Source organism: Yaniella halotolerans DSM 15476 (genome assembly GCF_000420805.1).
GTDB classification, from domain to species: domain Bacteria; phylum Actinomycetota; class Actinomycetes; order Actinomycetales; family Micrococcaceae; genus Yaniella; species Yaniella halotolerans.
This window is the reverse complement of the sequence record NZ_ATVQ01000001.1, coordinates 254,806-271,476: the sequence shown is the minus strand read 5'-3', so window position 1 is coordinate 271,476 and position 16,671 is coordinate 254,806. Positions and strand designations below refer to the sequence as shown.

The 16,671-nt window shown below is 54.2% G+C and carries 18 protein-coding genes; 13 read left to right on the top strand and 5 right to left on the bottom strand.

The genetic code is table 11. The annotated features are described in order from the left end of the window. Positions 1-2: 2 nt before the first annotated feature. Positions 3-1,229: an NAD(P)-binding domain-containing protein gene (locus G583_RS0101310; protein WP_022869388.1), complete on the bottom strand. Its 1,227-nt coding sequence runs from the start codon at positions 1,227-1,229 to the stop codon at positions 3-5. 124 nt (positions 1,230-1,353) lie between these two features. Here G583_RS0101310 and glyA point away from each other — a divergent pair, with 124 nt between their 5' ends. The 13 genes from glyA (at position 1,354) to G583_RS0101245 (ending at position 13,062) form a co-directional block, all read left to right on the top strand. Then, positions 1,354-2,634, top strand: coding sequence for a serine hydroxymethyltransferase (glyA, locus tag G583_RS0101305; protein WP_022869387.1), 1,281 nt, complete (start codon positions 1,354-1,356; stop codon positions 2,632-2,634). A gap of 187 nt (positions 2,635-2,821) precedes the next feature. Beyond that, positions 2,822-3,709: a bifunctional methylenetetrahydrofolate dehydrogenase/methenyltetrahydrofolate cyclohydrolase gene (locus G583_RS0101300; RefSeq protein ID WP_022869386.1), complete on the top strand. Its 888-nt coding sequence runs from the start codon at positions 2,822-2,824 to the stop codon at positions 3,707-3,709. A 135-nt stretch (positions 3,710-3,844) separates the two neighbouring features. Further along, a complete protein-coding gene (locus tag G583_RS0101295) occupies positions 3,845-4,372 on the top strand; it encodes a hypothetical protein (RefSeq protein ID WP_022869385.1) in 528 nt (175 codons plus the stop codon). Positions 4,373-4,380: 8 nt separating this feature from the next. Continuing rightward, positions 4,381-5,235, top strand: a complete 855-nt coding sequence (locus tag G583_RS0101290) for an exodeoxyribonuclease III (RefSeq protein WP_022869384.1) — start codon at positions 4,381-4,383, stop codon at positions 5,233-5,235. A 12-nt stretch (positions 5,236-5,247) separates the two neighbouring features. Continuing rightward, the gene (gene trpS / locus G583_RS0101285; protein ID WP_022869383.1) at positions 5,248-6,330 is read left to right on the top strand and encodes a tryptophan--tRNA ligase; all 1,083 of its coding nucleotides are present in this window, start codon (positions 5,248-5,250) and stop codon (positions 6,328-6,330) included. Positions 6,331-6,500: 170 nt separating this feature from the next. Next, positions 6,501-7,211: an ABC transporter ATP-binding protein gene (locus G583_RS0101280; protein WP_022869382.1), complete on the top strand. Its 711-nt coding sequence runs from the start codon at positions 6,501-6,503 to the stop codon at positions 7,209-7,211. Next, positions 7,208-8,509, top strand: coding sequence for an ABC transporter permease (locus G583_RS0101275; protein WP_022869381.1), 1,302 nt, complete (start codon positions 7,208-7,210; stop codon positions 8,507-8,509). Before G583_RS0101280 ends, G583_RS0101275 begins: the two co-directional genes overlap by 4 nt. 50 nt (positions 8,510-8,559) lie before the next feature. Beyond that, positions 8,560-9,120, top strand: coding sequence for a hypothetical protein (locus tag G583_RS0101270; protein WP_022869380.1), 561 nt, complete (start codon positions 8,560-8,562; stop codon positions 9,118-9,120). 160 nt (positions 9,121-9,280) lie between these two features. Then, positions 9,281-10,105 (top strand): hypothetical protein, encoded by an 825-nt coding sequence (locus tag G583_RS0101265; protein WP_022869379.1) that lies wholly within the window; start codon positions 9,281-9,283, stop codon positions 10,103-10,105. 141 nt (positions 10,106-10,246) lie between these two features. After that, positions 10,247-11,476 (top strand): MFS transporter, encoded by a 1,230-nt coding sequence (locus G583_RS0101260; protein WP_022869378.1) that lies wholly within the window; start codon positions 10,247-10,249, stop codon positions 11,474-11,476. Between the two features lie 58 nt (positions 11,477-11,534). Beyond that, on the top strand, positions 11,535-11,996 hold the full coding sequence (locus G583_RS0101255) for a hypothetical protein (protein ID WP_169558750.1): 462 nt from the start codon (positions 11,535-11,537) through the stop codon (positions 11,994-11,996). A gap of 66 nt (positions 11,997-12,062) precedes the next feature. Next, a complete protein-coding gene (locus G583_RS13470) occupies positions 12,063-12,608 on the top strand; it encodes a GNAT family N-acetyltransferase (RefSeq protein WP_022869376.1) in 546 nt (181 codons plus the stop codon). A gap of 106 nt (positions 12,609-12,714) precedes the next feature. Further along, on the top strand, positions 12,715-13,062 hold the full coding sequence (locus tag G583_RS0101245) for a carboxymuconolactone decarboxylase family protein (RefSeq protein ID WP_022869375.1): 348 nt from the start codon (positions 12,715-12,717) through the stop codon (positions 13,060-13,062). A gap of 77 nt (positions 13,063-13,139) precedes the next feature. Here the strand turns inward: G583_RS0101245 and G583_RS0101240 are convergent, their stop codons facing one another. Genes G583_RS0101240 through sdhC form a run of 4 tightly spaced genes read right to left on the bottom strand, consistent with a single transcriptional unit; the run spans position 13,140 to position 16,637 of the window. Then, the gene (locus tag G583_RS0101240) at positions 13,140-13,904 is read right to left on the bottom strand and encodes a succinate dehydrogenase iron-sulfur subunit (protein ID WP_022869374.1); all 765 of its coding nucleotides are present in this window, start codon (positions 13,902-13,904) and stop codon (positions 13,140-13,142) included. After that, positions 13,904-15,691 carry a succinate dehydrogenase flavoprotein subunit gene (gene sdhA, locus G583_RS0101235; protein WP_022869373.1) on the bottom strand — a complete coding sequence of 596 codons (1,788 nt, stop codon included), beginning with the start codon at positions 15,689-15,691 and terminating at the stop codon, positions 13,904-13,906. The genes G583_RS0101240 and sdhA overlap by 1 nt, the downstream gene beginning before the upstream one ends. Before the next feature lie 39 nt (positions 15,692-15,730). Beyond that, positions 15,731-16,216 (bottom strand): succinate dehydrogenase hydrophobic membrane anchor subunit, encoded by a 486-nt coding sequence (locus tag G583_RS0101230; protein WP_022869372.1) that lies wholly within the window; start codon positions 16,214-16,216, stop codon positions 15,731-15,733. Positions 16,217-16,220: 4 nt separating this feature from the next. Beyond that, entirely contained in the window at positions 16,221-16,637 is a 417-nt protein-coding gene (sdhC, locus tag G583_RS0101225) for a succinate dehydrogenase, cytochrome b556 subunit (protein WP_022869371.1), read from the bottom strand. Positions 16,638-16,671 lie beyond the last annotated feature (34 nt).

Below are 16,671 nucleotides of genomic sequence, written 5' to 3'. Positions count from 1 at the left end.
GCTTATTCGGTGTAACGGATAGCCGCGACGGCTGCGCGGCGGCCAGCTCTGGTCGCTCCAATGGTCGAGGCCGAAGCCCCATAGCCGACCAAAAAGATCCCTGTGGCTGCTGCTGCGGTCACTCCGTCTTGCTCGACTTGGATGCCACCGCGTTCGCTGTGCAGTCCCAACGGTTCCAGGTGATCCAAACTGTGACGAAAACCTGTGGCCCACAGGATGGTATCGATGGGGGTGACCCACTGATGATCAATATCTGTGCCGTGGCCGGGGAGGATTTCGGTATTGCGATGCAGGTCTAAGACGGCAGGGTCAGCATTGCGTAGCAGGTCATTGACGGCAGGACCCTGCGAGTTGATCGTGGCGCCGTCCGGTCCCGGCCCATTGATGACCACTTCATGTTCCCAGAAGGAATCGATAAAGCCTCGGAACACCAGTGTGCCGTTGTTGATGTAGCGAAGACTGTGTTGATCAAGTGCTAGTCCAGTATTGGAAACCACCGAACGAGGCGCGTACCCGGCTGTCACCTGAGTTGTCACGCGCTGTTCAACTTTGCGACCCCAATCGGGATCAAAGAGTCCGGCATTCCAGCGTGGCAATGACCGTGACACCCAGACGGTGTGGTTGGTGACTTGCTTCAGCATCATCAAAAATTGTGTGGCTGAGGCCCCTCCGCCGACGACCAGCACACGTTGGTTGGTGAAATCCTCAACGTCGCGGAACGTTTTGGTGTGCCACTGTGTTCCAGAAAAATTCTCCAAACCCGGATAGTAGGGGATATGCGGTGTTTCCCAAGTGCCCGTGGCATTGATGAGTGCATTTGTCGTAAAGTCGCCGGCTTGGGTTGTGAGATAGTACAGGTTGTCTTGGAGCCGTGTCGCGGCCTTCACCTTTGCGGGACGGATCACCTTCAGCCCGAGGTGGTCCTCGTAGGCGCCGTAATATTCGGACACAACATCAGAGGCTGGACGCCATGTATCGGGATGTTCCAGTGGAAAGTTCGGTAAATCATGTATCCCATGAGCTCGGCCCAGGGTCAGAGATTGCCAGCGGTGTCGCCACGCCCCACCGGGACCGTCGTTCCCGTCGACGATGGCGAAGTCCTTCCCGGGAATCAGACCGCGGCGATGTAATGTTCCGGCGGCTGATAACCCAGCCTGACCGGCACCAATAATGAGGATGTCAAAGTGTTTGGCGGTGCCAAATTTTTGTGCGGCGTCGGCGAGTGTCATGGGACTCAGCGTAGTTGAGGAGGCCATCAAACGCTCAGGTCAGCGACAAGTGTACGTGGCGGGAGGGTCTGCGCATTAGAATAGTCAGCGTCGTTTCATAATATTTTCTTGGACCAGGAGAGCGATGTCTGAACAGTCGAATGTCAATAATGCCCCGTTGGCTGAAGTTGACCCGGAAATTGCCGAAGTTTTGGGACTCGAGCTGGGTCGCCAGCGTGGCAGCTTGGAAATGATTGCCTCAGAAAACTTCGTGCCCCGAGCCATCTTGGAAACCCAGGGCTCGGTGCTAACCAATAAATATGCCGAAGGGTATCCGGGCCGCCGTTACTACGGGGGTTGTGAACATGTCGATGTTGCCGAAAGCCTCGCCATCGAACGTGCGATGTCACTCTTCGGTGCTGAATACGCGAACGTGCAGCCACATGCCGGCGCGCAGGCCAACGTTGCCGTAATGGAAGCACTGATGGAACACGGTGACACCCTGATGGGGCTGTCACTTGATCACGGTGGACACCTGACGCACGGTATGCCATTGAACTTCTCCGGTCGTCGTCACAAGATTGTTGCCTATGAAGTGGACCGCGAAACCTTTCGCATTGATATGGATAAGGTCCGTGAGCAAGCACTGGCTGAACGACCCGACGTCATTGTTGCCGGTTGGTCCGCCTACCCACGCCAGCTAGATTTTGAAGCGTTTGCTTCGATTGCTGACGAAATCGGCGCGAAACTGTGGGTCGATATGGCGCACTTCGCCGGTCTGGTTGCAGCTGGCCTGCACCCCAACCCCGTGCCACACGCGGATGTCGTCTCATCGACTGTTCACAAAACGCTGTCCGGCCCACGGTCCGGGTTCATCCTGGCCAAACAGGAGTACGGCAAAAAGATCAATTCCCGAGTGTTCCCCGGTCAGCAGGGCGGCCCACTGATGCACGCCATTGCAGGAAAAGCCGTAGCGTTCAAGATTGCCGCATCTGAAGAGTTTAAGCGCCGTCAGGAACGCACCCTGGAAGGTGCACAGATCTTGGCTGAACGTCTGATGGCAGCTGACGTAGCAGAACACGGTATCAGCGTGCTGTCAGGTGGCACAGATGTTCACCTGGTGCTGGTTGATCTCCGAAACTCTGAACTCGATGGCAAACAGGGTGAAAACATCCTCGATCAGGTTGGTATCACCGTCAACCGCAACTCGGTGCCGTGGGATCCACGTCCACCAATGACCACCTCTGGTCTGCGGATTGGTACCCCTGCATTGGCTACCCGTGGTTTCGGCTCTGCAGAATTCACGGAAGTCTCAGACATCATTGCCCAGGCGTTGAAACCAAATCCAGATGTTGAAGCGCTCCGCGCTCGCACAGACAAACTTGCCGATGATTTCCCACTGTATGAAGGATTCGAAGGCTGGTAAGTCTCTAACCGATACAACTTGCGCAACGGGCCCGCGCTCTCTCTTGGAGGCGGGTCCGTTGCTATTGTGCTGTCGCTAGGATGCAAAACGGTGACAGCAACAGTGCCGGTCATTACACTGAGTGCAGAGCCCGGACTTGGGCGAAGGATGTAAGTCGATACCAATAGGCAAAGGACGTCTCCACCAAATGACTGCGCTGAAACTTGATGGTCGCGCTACTGCGGCACACATGAAAGAAGACCTCACCAAACGTGTCTCGAAGCTCAAGGAACAGGGTGTGACTCCTGGTCTTGGTACTGTGCTCGTGGGCACTGACCCGGGTTCGCAATCGTATGTTGGCGCCAAAATCCGCGATATGGAAGAAATCGGCATCACATCGCTGCACCGTGAACTGCCGGAATCGGCTACCCAGGACGAAATTCTGGAAGTTATTGAAGAACTCAACAAGAACCCAGAATGCACCGGCTACATTGTGCAGCTGCCACTTCCTGATCACGTAGATACCGATACGGTGTTGGAAGCCATTGACCCTGCCAAAGATGCAGATGGCCTGCATCCCCTCAACCTGGGTCGGCTCGTGGCCTCGGCAGGTGGTGAAGTCACCTGGCCGCTACCGTGCACCCCCAAAGGTTGCCTCACGTTGTTGCGTCACCACGATATCGAAACCAAAGGCAAAACCGTGCTCGTCATCGGTCGCGGTATCACCATCGGCCGTCCCGCAACACTGCTGTTTACTCGTCGTGACGTCAACTCGACCGTGATTGCTGCGCATACCGGTACCAGCAATATGGAAGAGCTGATTGGACAAGCTGACATCATCATTGCAGCGGCCGGCAACCCCGGAATGGTGACCAAAGAGATGGTCAAAGAAGGTGTCGTTGTTCTTGACGTCGGTGTCTCGCGTCAAACCACCGACGAAGGGAAAACCCGCATTGTTGGTGACGTTGCTAAAGATGTAGCAGATGTAGCTGCCGCTATGTCTCCAAACCCGGGCGGTGTGGGACCAATGACTCGCGTAGAGCTGGTCGCCAACGTCGTAGAGATCGCTGAGCAGAACGCTGCAAACACGCAGTAAGAACTGCTGTAAAACTGCATACCTTCAGTCCCTCGGTCGGGCCATCTTCCGATCGGGGGACTGTCGTGTTAGCGCTGCGGATAAAGTTTGTCACCAATTGGGAACCTGACACCCGGATACTGGATACTAGAAGATATGCAGTCCATCGAATCTTCATCTCATCGCCGCGGTCTTCGACTGACAAACGTCGCATTACTCGTGGTAGTTATTGCCTTTATTGTGGCCATTATTTTTGCGGCCAACCAGAACGACGTCGTTGGTTGGATGGTCGTCGCCATCGCCGGTGGCTGGTTGATCCTTTCTACTGTCTCGTTAATCATGGTGGTCCGTGGCGCTCGCGCCGTTCATAAAACAGCTCAGAACTTTGGTTCCAACATTGCTGCAGCTTCCGCCGGAGGGACTGTGGTCGATGCATCGGATCCAATGCGTGACACCAAAGTGGACCACTCACTGAAAATTGTGGAAGTACAAAAGCGCGTCATTTCGGAAGAACTTACCAAAGGTGTAGAGCAAGCCGATATCGAAATGATTGAGCGTGCACTCGATACCATCGAGATGACCGCTGCCAATGCTCGAGACATGATCAACCCGGACCGTCACAACAAATCCAAACCGGATTCTGATAACGGTCAGGGAACCATTTCTGGCGACATCATCAACTAGAAAGAATTATGCATACCAACGCTGCTGATCCAAAGGCTGAAAATATACTTCGCGTAGCGACCGTCAACGTGAACGGAATTCGCGCCGCTCATCGACGCGATATGGCGTCGTGGTTTGCGAACCGCGATATCGACATCATCACGTTGCAGGAAGTGCGTGCCCCAGAAGATATTCTGCACAAAATGCTCACCGACATTGTCGGCGATGAGTGGGAACACGTGTACATCCACAGTGATGAGGCGCAAGAAAAAGGACGTGCTGGAGTAGCGATTGCTTCTCGGCTTAAACCACTCGAGACTCGAACGGGGCTAGCCGACGGCGTTAATGACTCAGGACGCTGGGTCGAGGCAGACTTCAACGCGCCAGATGGTTCTCAGATCACGGTTGCTAGCGTGTACGTGCACTCCGGTGAAGTCGACACACCACGTCAGGATGACAAATACGAGTTCCTCGATGCCATGGTTGACTACTTACCAAAGATGAAATCTCACAAAAACCATGCGGTTATCACGGGAGATCTCAACGTCGGTCACACTGAGCTGGATATCAAAAACTGGAAAGGCAACGTGAAAAACTCCGGGTTCTTGCCGGAAGAACGTGCCTATTTCGATAAATTCTTTTCTCCTGAACAGCTTAACTGGGTCGATGTAGGTCGACGTATGGCAGGAGAAGTACCCGGGCCTTATACCTGGTGGTCCTATCGAGGAAAGGCCTTTGATAACGATGCCGGCTGGCGCATCGACTATCAGGTGGCGACACCGCAACTGGCCGAGAAAGTTACGAAGGCTGTTGTCGATCGTGCACCGTCCTACGACGCCCGCTTCTCAGACCACTCACCGCTTGTTGTCGACTACCAGTTCTAGAAAGGCCCGCTAGTGTCTACCAGCCAACCAACACCGGCCGATATACTGGCTACCGACTTATCGAAAACAGCACATCTCACCTCCGCTGCTGCACACCCACGCGTGCTCTCCGGTATGCAACCTTCCGCTGATTCACTGCACCTGGGGAATTACCTTGGTGCGCTGGTGAACTGGGTGAAGGTTCAAGAAGATTTTGAAGCGTTCTATTTCATCCCCGATCTGCACGCCATTACCGTGCAGCAGGACCCAGCAGATCTGACTAAGCGGACTCGTGTAGCAGCCGCACAGTATATTGCTGCCGGAATTGACCCAGAACGTTCGACTCTTTTTGTACAGTCGCATATTCCGGAACACACCCAACTGACTTGGATTCTTACCTGCTTGACGGGTATGGGTGAAGCCTCGCGGATGACCCAGTTCAAAGACAAGTCGGCAAGAGAAGGTAGCGATGCCACCGGGGTAGGCCTGTTTACGTACCCCATGCTGATGGCCGCAGACATTCTGCTGTACCAGCCGCACGGTGTACCGGTTGGCGACGACCAACGTCAACACATTGAACTGACCCGGACCCTGGCCCAGCGCTTCAACCACCACTACGGTGAGACTTTCGTCGTACCGGTAGGTTTCTACCCAGAAACCGGCGCCCGGATCTATGATCTCCAAGACCCAACAGCAAAGATGTCGAAATCCGCGCTGTCACCAAATGGTCTCATCAATATCTTGGATGAGCCTAAGGTAACCGCTAAACGCATCAAGTCTGCTGTCACCGACGCCGGAACGGAGATCACGTACGACCGTGTAAACAAGGCGGGCGTTTCGAATCTGCTGGATATTTATGCTTCCGTAACTGATCAGAGCGTAGAGCAGCTAGTTGAGGCCTATGAGGGCAAGATGTACGGACACCTCAAAGTCGACCTTGCCGAAGCCGTAACCCAACGGTTAGAACCAATCCGTACCCGCGCTTTAGAACTCCTGGATGATCCGGCAGAACTCGACCGCATCTTGGCCATAGGCGCTGAAAAAGCTCGCAGCGTGGCAGCACCCGTATTGGACGAAGTGTATAAGAAGACCGGTTTTCTACCGCTGGGACGATAGAACTTCCGCTCAAACCCGTCGCCCGGCTGAAATGACAGCCAGGCGACGGTGATTAAGGACCTTTCTCACCCCAGCGGCCTAGTCGAATTTCAGCCGCAGAGTGGAAGTATTCAGACGCCAGATTTGGCAAACTGAAAAACAGTCGACGATACTGCGATCTAAGGATAGCCATGACTGTTTTGCCCAGCCCAAGTCCGCCACTATTAGAAACCGAGAACCTTGCGAGGGTCTTCGGAGCAGGAACAAACCAAGTTGCTGCGCTCAAAGGACTCACTTTCGAGATTCAACAAGGTGACTCTGTAGCCATCATTGGGAAGTCCGGATCCGGAAAATCCACGCTGATGCACCTGCTGGCACTGCTTGATGAGCCCAGTTCCGGCGTTGTGGCAATGCGCGGTCAGGTCGTTTCGGACCTCAAACCCAAAGAAATCGCGAAGGTCCGGAATACGACGTTCGGATTCGTCTTTCAACAGTTCTATCTGAACCCGCAAGAAACAGTCCTCGAAAACGTTACGCTGCCGTTGAAAATCGCGAAGGTACCGAAGGCCGAACGGAATCGCCGTGGTACTGAAGTGCTGGAGCAGCTGGATATGGGCTCCAAAATCAAAGCAAAAGCGACCAACCTCTCCGGTGGTCAACAACAACGAGTATCGATCGGACGCGCGTTGATTAACTCCCCGGAGATCCTGTTCGCTGACGAACCGACCGGCAACTTGGACTCAGAAACCTCAGCCGTCGTTGAGGACCTGCTGTTCGGCCTGAACGCCGAAGGTCAAACGTTAATTGTTGTTACCCACGACGAAGACCTCGCAGCAAAATGTAACCGTCAGATCCGCATCCAAGACGGTCTGATTATCGAAGACAAGGTGGCTAACCGATGAGACTGCTGGACATTTTCCGTACGGCCTTAGCCAACACACTTCGAACAAAACTCCGGACGTTTCTTACCGTCACCGCCGTCGTCATCGGTGCCTTTACTCTGACCCTGACCTCAGGAATCGGCGCAGGGATCAATAAATACATTGATACCCAGGTTGACGCCATGGGTGATAGTGATCAGGTCTATGTCATGCCGGCCCAAACCACGGACGCCTCGGTAGGTTTCACCCCGAATGAGCCGGAAGAATACGACCCAGACGCCGAAAGTTCGACGTCAGAATTCGGCATGCCCGCACTAGACCAAGAGGATATCGAGGACATAGAAGCACTCGATAATGTCGATCTCGTTGATCCGATGGTTTTCATTAGTGCACAGTATTTGGAAACTGAGGACGGCAGCCAGTATGCGCTGTCCTCAACTGGCTTGCCCTTCGAACTCTCGATGGTCGAGTACGCAGCCGGTAGCGCGCCATCAACCGCTGATGATGCCTACGAAATGGTCATACCCACGACATGGCTGGGGGCATTAGATATCGATGATGTTGAAAATGCTGATCAAGCCATCGGCCAGACCGTCACTGTGGGGGCTCAGGATCTGGAAGGCAACACCGAGACCGTCGAAGCCGAAATCGTTGGTGTAGCAGAAGAAACAATCACTGGCACAGGAACACAGCCCATCCCGTCGCATGGTTTGAATCAAGAAATAGCGAAGATCAACAATACAGCCGGTGAAACGACACTCGACTCCACCTACATGCAAGCGGTCGTCACCGTGGACAACCTTGCCGAAAATGAGCAACAGATAAAAGATGATCTCGCCGAGATCGATATGGTCGGACAAACGGTTGAAGACCAGATGGGCGTCATCAGCGGAATCATCGACGCCATCACGTGGGTATTCAACGGGTTCGCCCTCATCGCACTGCTGGCAGCAAGCTTCGGGATCGTCAACACCTTGCTCATATCCGTTCAGGAACGCACCCGCCAAATCGGCCTATACAAAGCACTTGGTATGACCAACGGCAAGGTCTTCACGCTCTTTTCCACCGAAGCCATTGTGATTGGTCTATTGGGGTCCATCATCGGTATAGGACTGGGTGCAGGGGTCGGCGTGCTCGGCAATTCCCTGCTCATCAATGGCCCTCTTGATTCGGTTCCAGGATTATCGCTGTTTGCCATTGAACCGATAGCACTGCTGGTGATTGCCGCGGTGATTATCTTGATCGCATTCTTGGCCGGCACATTGCCCGCCCGACGGGCAGCAACCAAAGATCCCATTGAAGCCCTCCGCCACGACTAGTGTTGCTATGAGGAATACCGATACTCCGCAAGATGAGTGAGGAAGACAAAATGTCTGAAGCATCAGAAAACAAATACGGCACAACCCCATACTCGGCGATAGACCGCTCAGATATCGGCGAAGAACCACGCTCGTCTAAATTGACGAAAACACTCATCTGGCCACTTCTTGGCCTAAACGTGCTCACCACGGTTCTGGGATTTATCCATTTACAGACCGTGGATACCGTCGAATACTATAACCAGGCATTGCCTCCGGAACAGATGCAGGGGATGACACCGGAGATGCTGGAGTCCATGCATACCTGGACATCCATGTCGTTCATCGGGGTTGGAGCATTGTCGGTCATTCTGTTCGTTATCGTCGGATTGGGCCTTCGTGCAACAAAAACCTGGGCACGCTTCCTCGGACTCGTTTTTGCCATCCTGTTCATCTTGTCAGAAGGTTTGAGTCTCTTATTCACCGTCAATTATGGCGAGCTAGCGACAATTGAACTCTTGGCCGCTGTCCTGAGTTGGGTCGCAGTGCTTCTGACCATCTGGTGGATTGTTCAGGCCATGAACAAGCAAACAGCCCGTTGGTTCGGTATGCATCGTCGCTTGCAAAATTAAGATCACGATTCTTCTGTTGTTATACCGAAGATCATGAAAACGTGTGTTAAGCCTGATACGTTAGGCCGGTAAGTTGATAATCAACATTCATCTACAGACAGTGTTGAGCACGGCACTGTGCTGCAGCAAAACACATCTTGAATAATTTGGAGTACAGGATATGTCGAATAATCCTTATGATGGTCAACCACCGATGGGTGGCGGTCCCGGTGTGCCGGGCGGGCAGGGGCAACCGTATGGTCCCGGGTCCGGGGGCTCGAAGCCCACTAACGGAAAATCAGTGATCGCTAGAGTGCTTTCCTCTGATTCGGACCTGCCGCACTCGGTACGTCAGGTGCAGCTGTCGACCTTGGTCTCTGCAGCCGGCGCGATCGTTCTGGGACTCATCTCGGCCATTATCAGTGGTGTAGTCCTTTCATCGGAATTCCGTGCGGCAGGCCTCGAATCCAGTTTCCTCACCGGTGGAACAGTCTTCAGCGCTATTTTCGGTCTAATTCTCACCGCCGGGCTATATGTGCTGGTACTGATCCCATTGCTGGGCGGCAAAAACTGGGGACGTATCCTCGGTATTATCTTCGCCATCCTCGGCGGACTGAGCGGCTTGTTTGGACTATTCACCGCTCTTACAATGTTCTCCTTGAGCGCTGCCATGGCTATTGTGTCGTTGCTCACTAACATCGTCTATGTCGCAACGGCGGTTTGGTTCCTCATCTTTGTATTCCGTCCCGAGGTAGCTGCATGGTACTCGCCAGCACCCTACACCGGATATCAGCAAAACTGGGGCCCAGGTGGACAGCCAGGATCCTACGGTTACGGCGGGCAGACCCCACCACAGCCGGGGCAGTACCCGGGCCAGGAAGGCTACGGACAGAACCCTCAAACACCAGGTAACCCCTACGGTGGTCCATCCGGACCGGGACAGGGACCAGGCGGTCAAGGACCGCAGCAAGGGCCGCCTCAAGGACCTCCTCCAACCAATTCATAATCATTTGAGTTCCATTGGATCTCATGAATAGTTAGTAGCAGCCGGTCAGGGTATCTGACCGGCTGCTACGTTTAGTAGTACGTCAAACGCTCAAGAGTGCAACAGCGCCGCGGGGTAAACGAATAGGTAGGAACGTCAAGAATGGATCGAACGTCGGCACGCCCTGACGGCCGTTCATCAGCATCTGATGTCAAAGCGTTTGTCCTCATTGCGGCTGCTGTCCTTCTGATTGCGCTGAATCTTCGAATCCCTACGACTGCTCTGGGGCCGTTGTTGCCGGAAATACGGGCGGATCTTGACAGCGGGGAGACGTTTCTTGCGCTGCTGACAACCATCCCTTTGGCACTCACATTGGTTGTGGCTCCGTTCGTCCCACAAGTGACTACCCGGTTCGGTATGAACCGCATCATAGGTTGGGCACTTGTAGGCATTGTTGGCGGAACGCTCATCCGCTCTATTCCAACCACCGCTACCTTGTTAGTCGGGACGCTGATCCTGGGGGCGGCGATAGCGGTCGGGACTGTCTTGGGACCAGCCGCTATCGCGTCGCAACGAACGGAGCGACGCGGGGCACTGACCGGTGTCTACACGATGGCGCTGAGTCTTGGACCAGCCATGGCGTTGGGGCTGACCATCCCAATGATGCGGCTGACCGGATTCGATTGGCGGCAGACACTAGCACTGTGGTCGATCGTCGGTATCGTGGCGCTGATGCTGTGGAGCGGTTATACGCGTTCGGTGGCTCCGGCAAAACCAGTGGTATTGTCGAGCGGTCTGACGGCTTCTCCCGGTGAGAATGTCGGTCTTCGTGGCACACTGGTTGACGTACGTGTCTGGGTCTTAGCGTTCTATCTGGGCGTGACGTCTTTGACCTTTTATACGGTTTCGGCGTGGCTACCAACGACGTTCATCATGGACGGAATGTCTGCTGCGGTAGCCGGCGGTTATACGTCGCTGATTAATCTTGTGTCCCTGCCGTTTGCGTTTGTGGTGCCCGTAGCGATGCGTAGGGGGTGGGCACCGGTGCTTGCACCGATCGCCCCGCTCCCGGCAGTAGTTGGTATATCAATCTATCTCACGTTGGGTTCCACGAGTGCCCTGTGGGTCGCCTTGCTGTTGGGCTTAGCCCAAGGTATGTGTCTGGGGGTGTCTTATGATCAGATCGTCCAGTACGCCAGATCCCCAGAGCATGCTTCCACGGTGTCAGCAATAACGTCGACCGTAGGTGTTGCGATCGGTTCCGCAGGCCCATTGTTGTACGGATACGGCTTAGAATCCACCGGAACTTATGTGCTCCCGATGGGTGGGCTGGCGTTGCTGATCTTCATACAAGGAATAAGCGGCTTATGGACTTCACGGTTTAGCCGTTAAGATCCGGACAACGAATGGGCATGACCACCAGAAAGAAAGTGAACTGACTTTGAAACAGTTGGCAGATAAAACACCAGGTAGCGTAAAACGGTTTACGTTAGCTTTTCTTATCGTTGCCCTCGTCATGGTTGGTGGCCAGATACTCAACCTGGTGATTACGTTTCTTCCCGCTGCGGCCGATACGCTCATACAGGTCGACGGGGAGCCAGATGTTACCGTGGCAGCATTACGCAACGCCTATATTTCCTCGGTGTTATTGATCGGGTTGATCTACGGCATCGTCGTATGGGGAGTATACAAGTCAAAGAATTGGGCACGCTGGGTGGCAGTACTCTTAGCGGTCTTTGCAGCCGCCGGTGGCGTCAACGGTCTGGGCCGAATCCTGGCAACCGGTTCATTCGACGTCGTTACTTTGGCCTTGAGCCTGGCACAGTTAGTTGCATCGTTCTGGGCACTGTCGCTGGCTTTTCGGCAAGACGTTACCGGATGGTTTAAACATCGAGCGGTGCCACAAAATTAGGATTCTGACTTTTGCGCCTTGGTCAATACAGCAATATGGCGGGCTAGCAGATTAGAATAGGGGACTATGAGCGTTTCCATTCGCATTGCTAGAGATACAGATGTTCACGAGCTCGTGCCGCTGGCAGCACGGACTTTCCCACTGGCGTGCCCGCCGGAGATGGACAGTACCGCTATCGATACCTTTGTTCGGGATGAGCTCAACGCCGAGATCTTTGCCGAATGGATAGCAAGCGACAAAGTGTATGTACTCGTCGCAACGGATGGTGCGATGCTTGTCGGATACACCGTATGCATCAATGATGAACTTCCAACTGAGGCTGATATTCATCGTGACCTGCCTGATGAAGGGGCAGTGATGATGTCCAAATTCTATGTGCATCCAGAGTTTCATGGCGCAGGAGTTTCCAAGAATATGATGGCTCACCTGATGGATCACTACAGCACTTCGGACCGGGACTGGATGTGGTTGGGGACGAACCAGGCGAATGCCCGCGCTATCACATTTTATGAGCGTACCGGTTTTCAACAAGTTGGTACCCGGACGTTCGACGTAGGTGGCACGCAAGCCAAAGATGTGGTGCTGGCCCGCAAGCTGCCATCTGTTGAGTAGGTTTCGTTCTGACGGTGCAGCTCGTGGATACGTTCTCGTCAAATCAAGTTGCGAAAATTAGCCTGGAGGGACCACCACGCTGGTGATTTTCGACGAAAGGACAATTATGCAGCACTATGATTCTCGAGACGCAAAGTACGGCCGAAATATTCGCAAATCAGCTCCAGAAGACTTTGCAACGTTCGCTGAGTGGGACAAATCGGTTTTTTCAGAAGAAGGCCATGAACTTTCGAAAAAGACCCGTGAACTGATTGCCATCGGAGTTGCAGCGACAACGCAGTGCCCACACTGCATTGAAGCGCATTCTCGGGCTGCTCAGCAGGCTGGTGCGACGGAAGCAGAGCTGTCTGAGGCCGTTATGGTTGCGGCCGCGATACGGGCTGGAGGCGCCATGACGCACGGCTGGATGGCCATGAAATTCTACGAGGATGAAGCCTCGAAAAACGACGCTTAGAAAATGGTCGTTAAAACAAGAGCTGGGAACGGAAGAATTCCGTTCCCAGCTCTTGGGGTTTCTAGCGTTACAACAGGTTAGATGTTGCGAGCAAGAATGGCTTGCTTGACCTCTGCAATGGCCTTCGTGACCTGGATACCACGTGGGCATGCATCGGTGCAGTTGAAGGTCGTACGGCAGCGCCATACGCCCTCTTTATCGTTGAGCACCTCGAGGCGCATATCGCCACCTTCATCGCGATCATCAAAGATGAAACGGTGGGCATTGACGATGGCTGCGGGGCCGAAGTACTGGCCGTCAGTCCAGAAGACCGGGCATGACGAAGTACAAGCGGCACACAGGATGCACTTGGTGGTGTCATCGAATGCTTCGCGAGCTTCCGCCGACTGCAGACGCTCACGGGTTGGTTCCTGTGATTCGTCGGCAATGAGGAATGGCATGATCTCACGGTAAGACTGGAAAAACGGTTCCATGTCCACGATCATGTCTTTTTCTACGGGGAGGCCTTTGATTGCTTCCACGGTGATTGGTTTGGACGTGTCGAGGTCCTTGAGTAGGACCTTGCACGCCAGACGGTTTACACCGTTGATCCGCATCGCGTCAGAACCGCAAATGCCGTGCGCACAGGAACGACGGAAGGTCAGTGAACCATCCAGTTCCCATTTGATTTTGTGCAGCGCATCAAGCACACGGTCGGTACCGTGCATTTCTACGGTCCAGCTTTCCCAGTAGCCTTCCTCATGGAATTCTGGCTGGTAGCGGCGAACCTGCATGGTGACGGTGAACGAGTCGACTGCACCTGCGTCGTCGGTAGTTGAGGTTGGTTCGAAAGTAGTGGTCATTAGTACTTACGCTCCATTGGTTCGTAGCGGGTCATGACAACGTCCTTGGTATCAAAGCGAATGCCTTTGACACCTTCAGTTTCGGCGTTCTCGTCGCGGTAAAGCATCGAGTGAACCATCCACTTGTCGTCATCACGATCTGGGAAGTCCTCACGGAAGTGACCTCCGCGGGACTCTGGACGATGCAGTGCTGCAACTGACATGGCTTCTGCAATGTCGAGCAGGTAGCCCAATTCTAGACCTTCTAGCAGGTCGAGATTGTAGCGTTTGCCCTTATCTTGGACTGCAACGTTCTTATAGCGTTCGCGCAATTCGTCGATCTTGTCGATAGCGCGACGAATGGTCTCCTCGGAACGGAATACCTGCATGTCGGCATCCATGACTTCCTGGAGTTCTGCACGGAGGGCGCCAACTTTTTCGGTTCCCTCAGCAGAGCGGAGCGATTCAATCTGGTTTTCCAAGAATGCTTCGCCGTTTTCTGGCAGGTCAACGAAGTCAGCATCTTTGGCGTATTCGGCGGCGTAAATACCGGCGCGACGACCAAAAACGTTGATGTCGAGTAGCGAGTTAGTGCCCAGACGGTTTGCGCCGTGAACGGATACACAGGCGACCTCGCCGGCAGCAAAGAGGCCCGGGATCCGGGTCTCGTTATCCTGCAAGACATTTGCTTCAATATCGGTTGGGATGCCGCCCATCACGTAGTGACAGGTTGGGAAGACCGGAACCGGCTCCGTATATGGTTCGACACCCAGGTAGGTGCGTGCGAACTCGGTAATATCTGGCAGCTTGGCATCAATGTGTTCAGGTTCCAGGTGGGTGAGGTCCAAGTAGACGTAGTCCTTGTTTGGTCCTGCACCGCGACCTTCGCGAACCTCATTGGCCATCGAACGAGCGACAATGTCACGTGGCGCCAGGTCCTTAATGGTTGGCGCGTAGCGTTCCATGAACCGTTCACCGTCGGCGTTTCGGAGAATACCGCCTTCACCGCGAGCTGCTTCGGAAAGCAAAATGCCCAATCCGGCAAGCCCGGTTGGGTGGAACTGAATGAACTCCATGTCTTCCAGCGGAATGCCGTGACGGTAGGCTATGGCCATGCCATCACCGGTCAGGGTGTGAGCGTTGGAGGTGGTCTTGAAGACCTTGCCAGCACCACCGGTTGCAAAGACAACCGATTTGGCCTGGAAGATGTGAATCTCACCGGTGGCCAGCTCTAATGCGACAACACCGGCGACGCGCTTTTGTGTATATGGGGTGCCGTCAGCACGTGTAGCGTCCTCGTCGACCATCAGCATGTCGAGCACGTAGAACTCGTTATAGAACTCGACATTGTGCTTGACACAGTTTTGGTAGAGGGTCTGAAGAATCATGTGACCGGTGCGGTCAGCGGCATAGCAAGCGCGGCGAACAGGGGCTTTACCATGGTCGCGAGTGTGGCCACCGAAGCGACGCTGGTCAATCTTGCCTTCTGGCGTACGGTTGAACGGCAGTCCCATCTTTTCTAGATCGAGGACCGCGTCGATGGCTTCTTTCGCCATGACCTCAGCGGCGTCCTGGTCCACGATGTAGTCGCCACCCTTGACGGTGTCGAAGGTGTGCCATTCCCAGTTGTCTTCTTCAACGTTTGCCAGGGCGGCACACATGCCACCCTGTGCAGCGCCGGTGTGTGATCGCGTTGGGTACAGTTTGGTCAGCACCGCGGTCCGTGCGCGCTGGCCAGACTCGATGGCTGCGCGCATGCCAGCGCCACCGGCGCCAACAATCACGACGTCGTACTTATGTACTTGCATCAGATGAAGTCTTCTTTCTGTCTTGTCGGCTTCAGGTGCTTATTGGTTGAAGCAGAAGCTTGGCGAGTTGTCCATCAAGTTGCCTGCGGCATCAGTCATGCATGGCTCGAAGGTGAAGATCACCAGTGTGCCGAGCACGATAATGGCCACGCTTGCCAAGTAGAGGGCAACTTTGAAGCCAACGCGGGTGCGGTCTTTGCTGGTGTAATCGTCAATGATTGTGCCGACACCGATGGTGCCGTGAATCATGGCGAGCCAGAGCATAGTGAGATCCCAGATCTGCCAGAGCGGGGAAGCCCACTTCCCTGCGACCAGACCGAAGTTCAATCCGTGCACGCCGTCGCCAACCATGAGGTTGGAGAATAAGTGTACGAAAATCAGGACCAACAGAATTGGTCCTGAAATGCGCATGAAAACCCATTTGAACATTTCACGGTTCGACGAGGAACTCGCCGACTGACGAAGATATTTCGGATCGATGTCGCCACTACGTGGGGCAGCGATATTTAGTTGTTGACTTGACATGCGCTTAGCCTCCCAATACCAGCATCATGTGGCGTACGAAGAACGCGCCAAACACGACTACCCAGGCAATCATGACGGCCCACAACATATGCTTGTGGTACTTGGTGCCCTTTTTCCAGAAGTCGACCAGTACGATGCGGATGCCGTTGAATGCGTGATAAATCACCGCGGCAACGAGTCCGGATTCACCCAACGCCATGTACCAGTTTTTATAGGTACCGATGACGGCGTCGTAGGCTTCGGGTGAAACGCGGACCAGTGCGGTATCTAACACATGGACCAATAAGAATAAGAAAATCACCACTCCGGTGATGCGGTGGCCAACCCAGGACCACATACCTTCTTTGCCGCGATAGAGCGTCCCTCTGCCCGATTTTTTCTGGGCAGGAGGAGACTGCTGCGCGGTTGTCGCAGTAGACATTATGAAACCTCCAAAAGCACGCAGGATTGGCGCC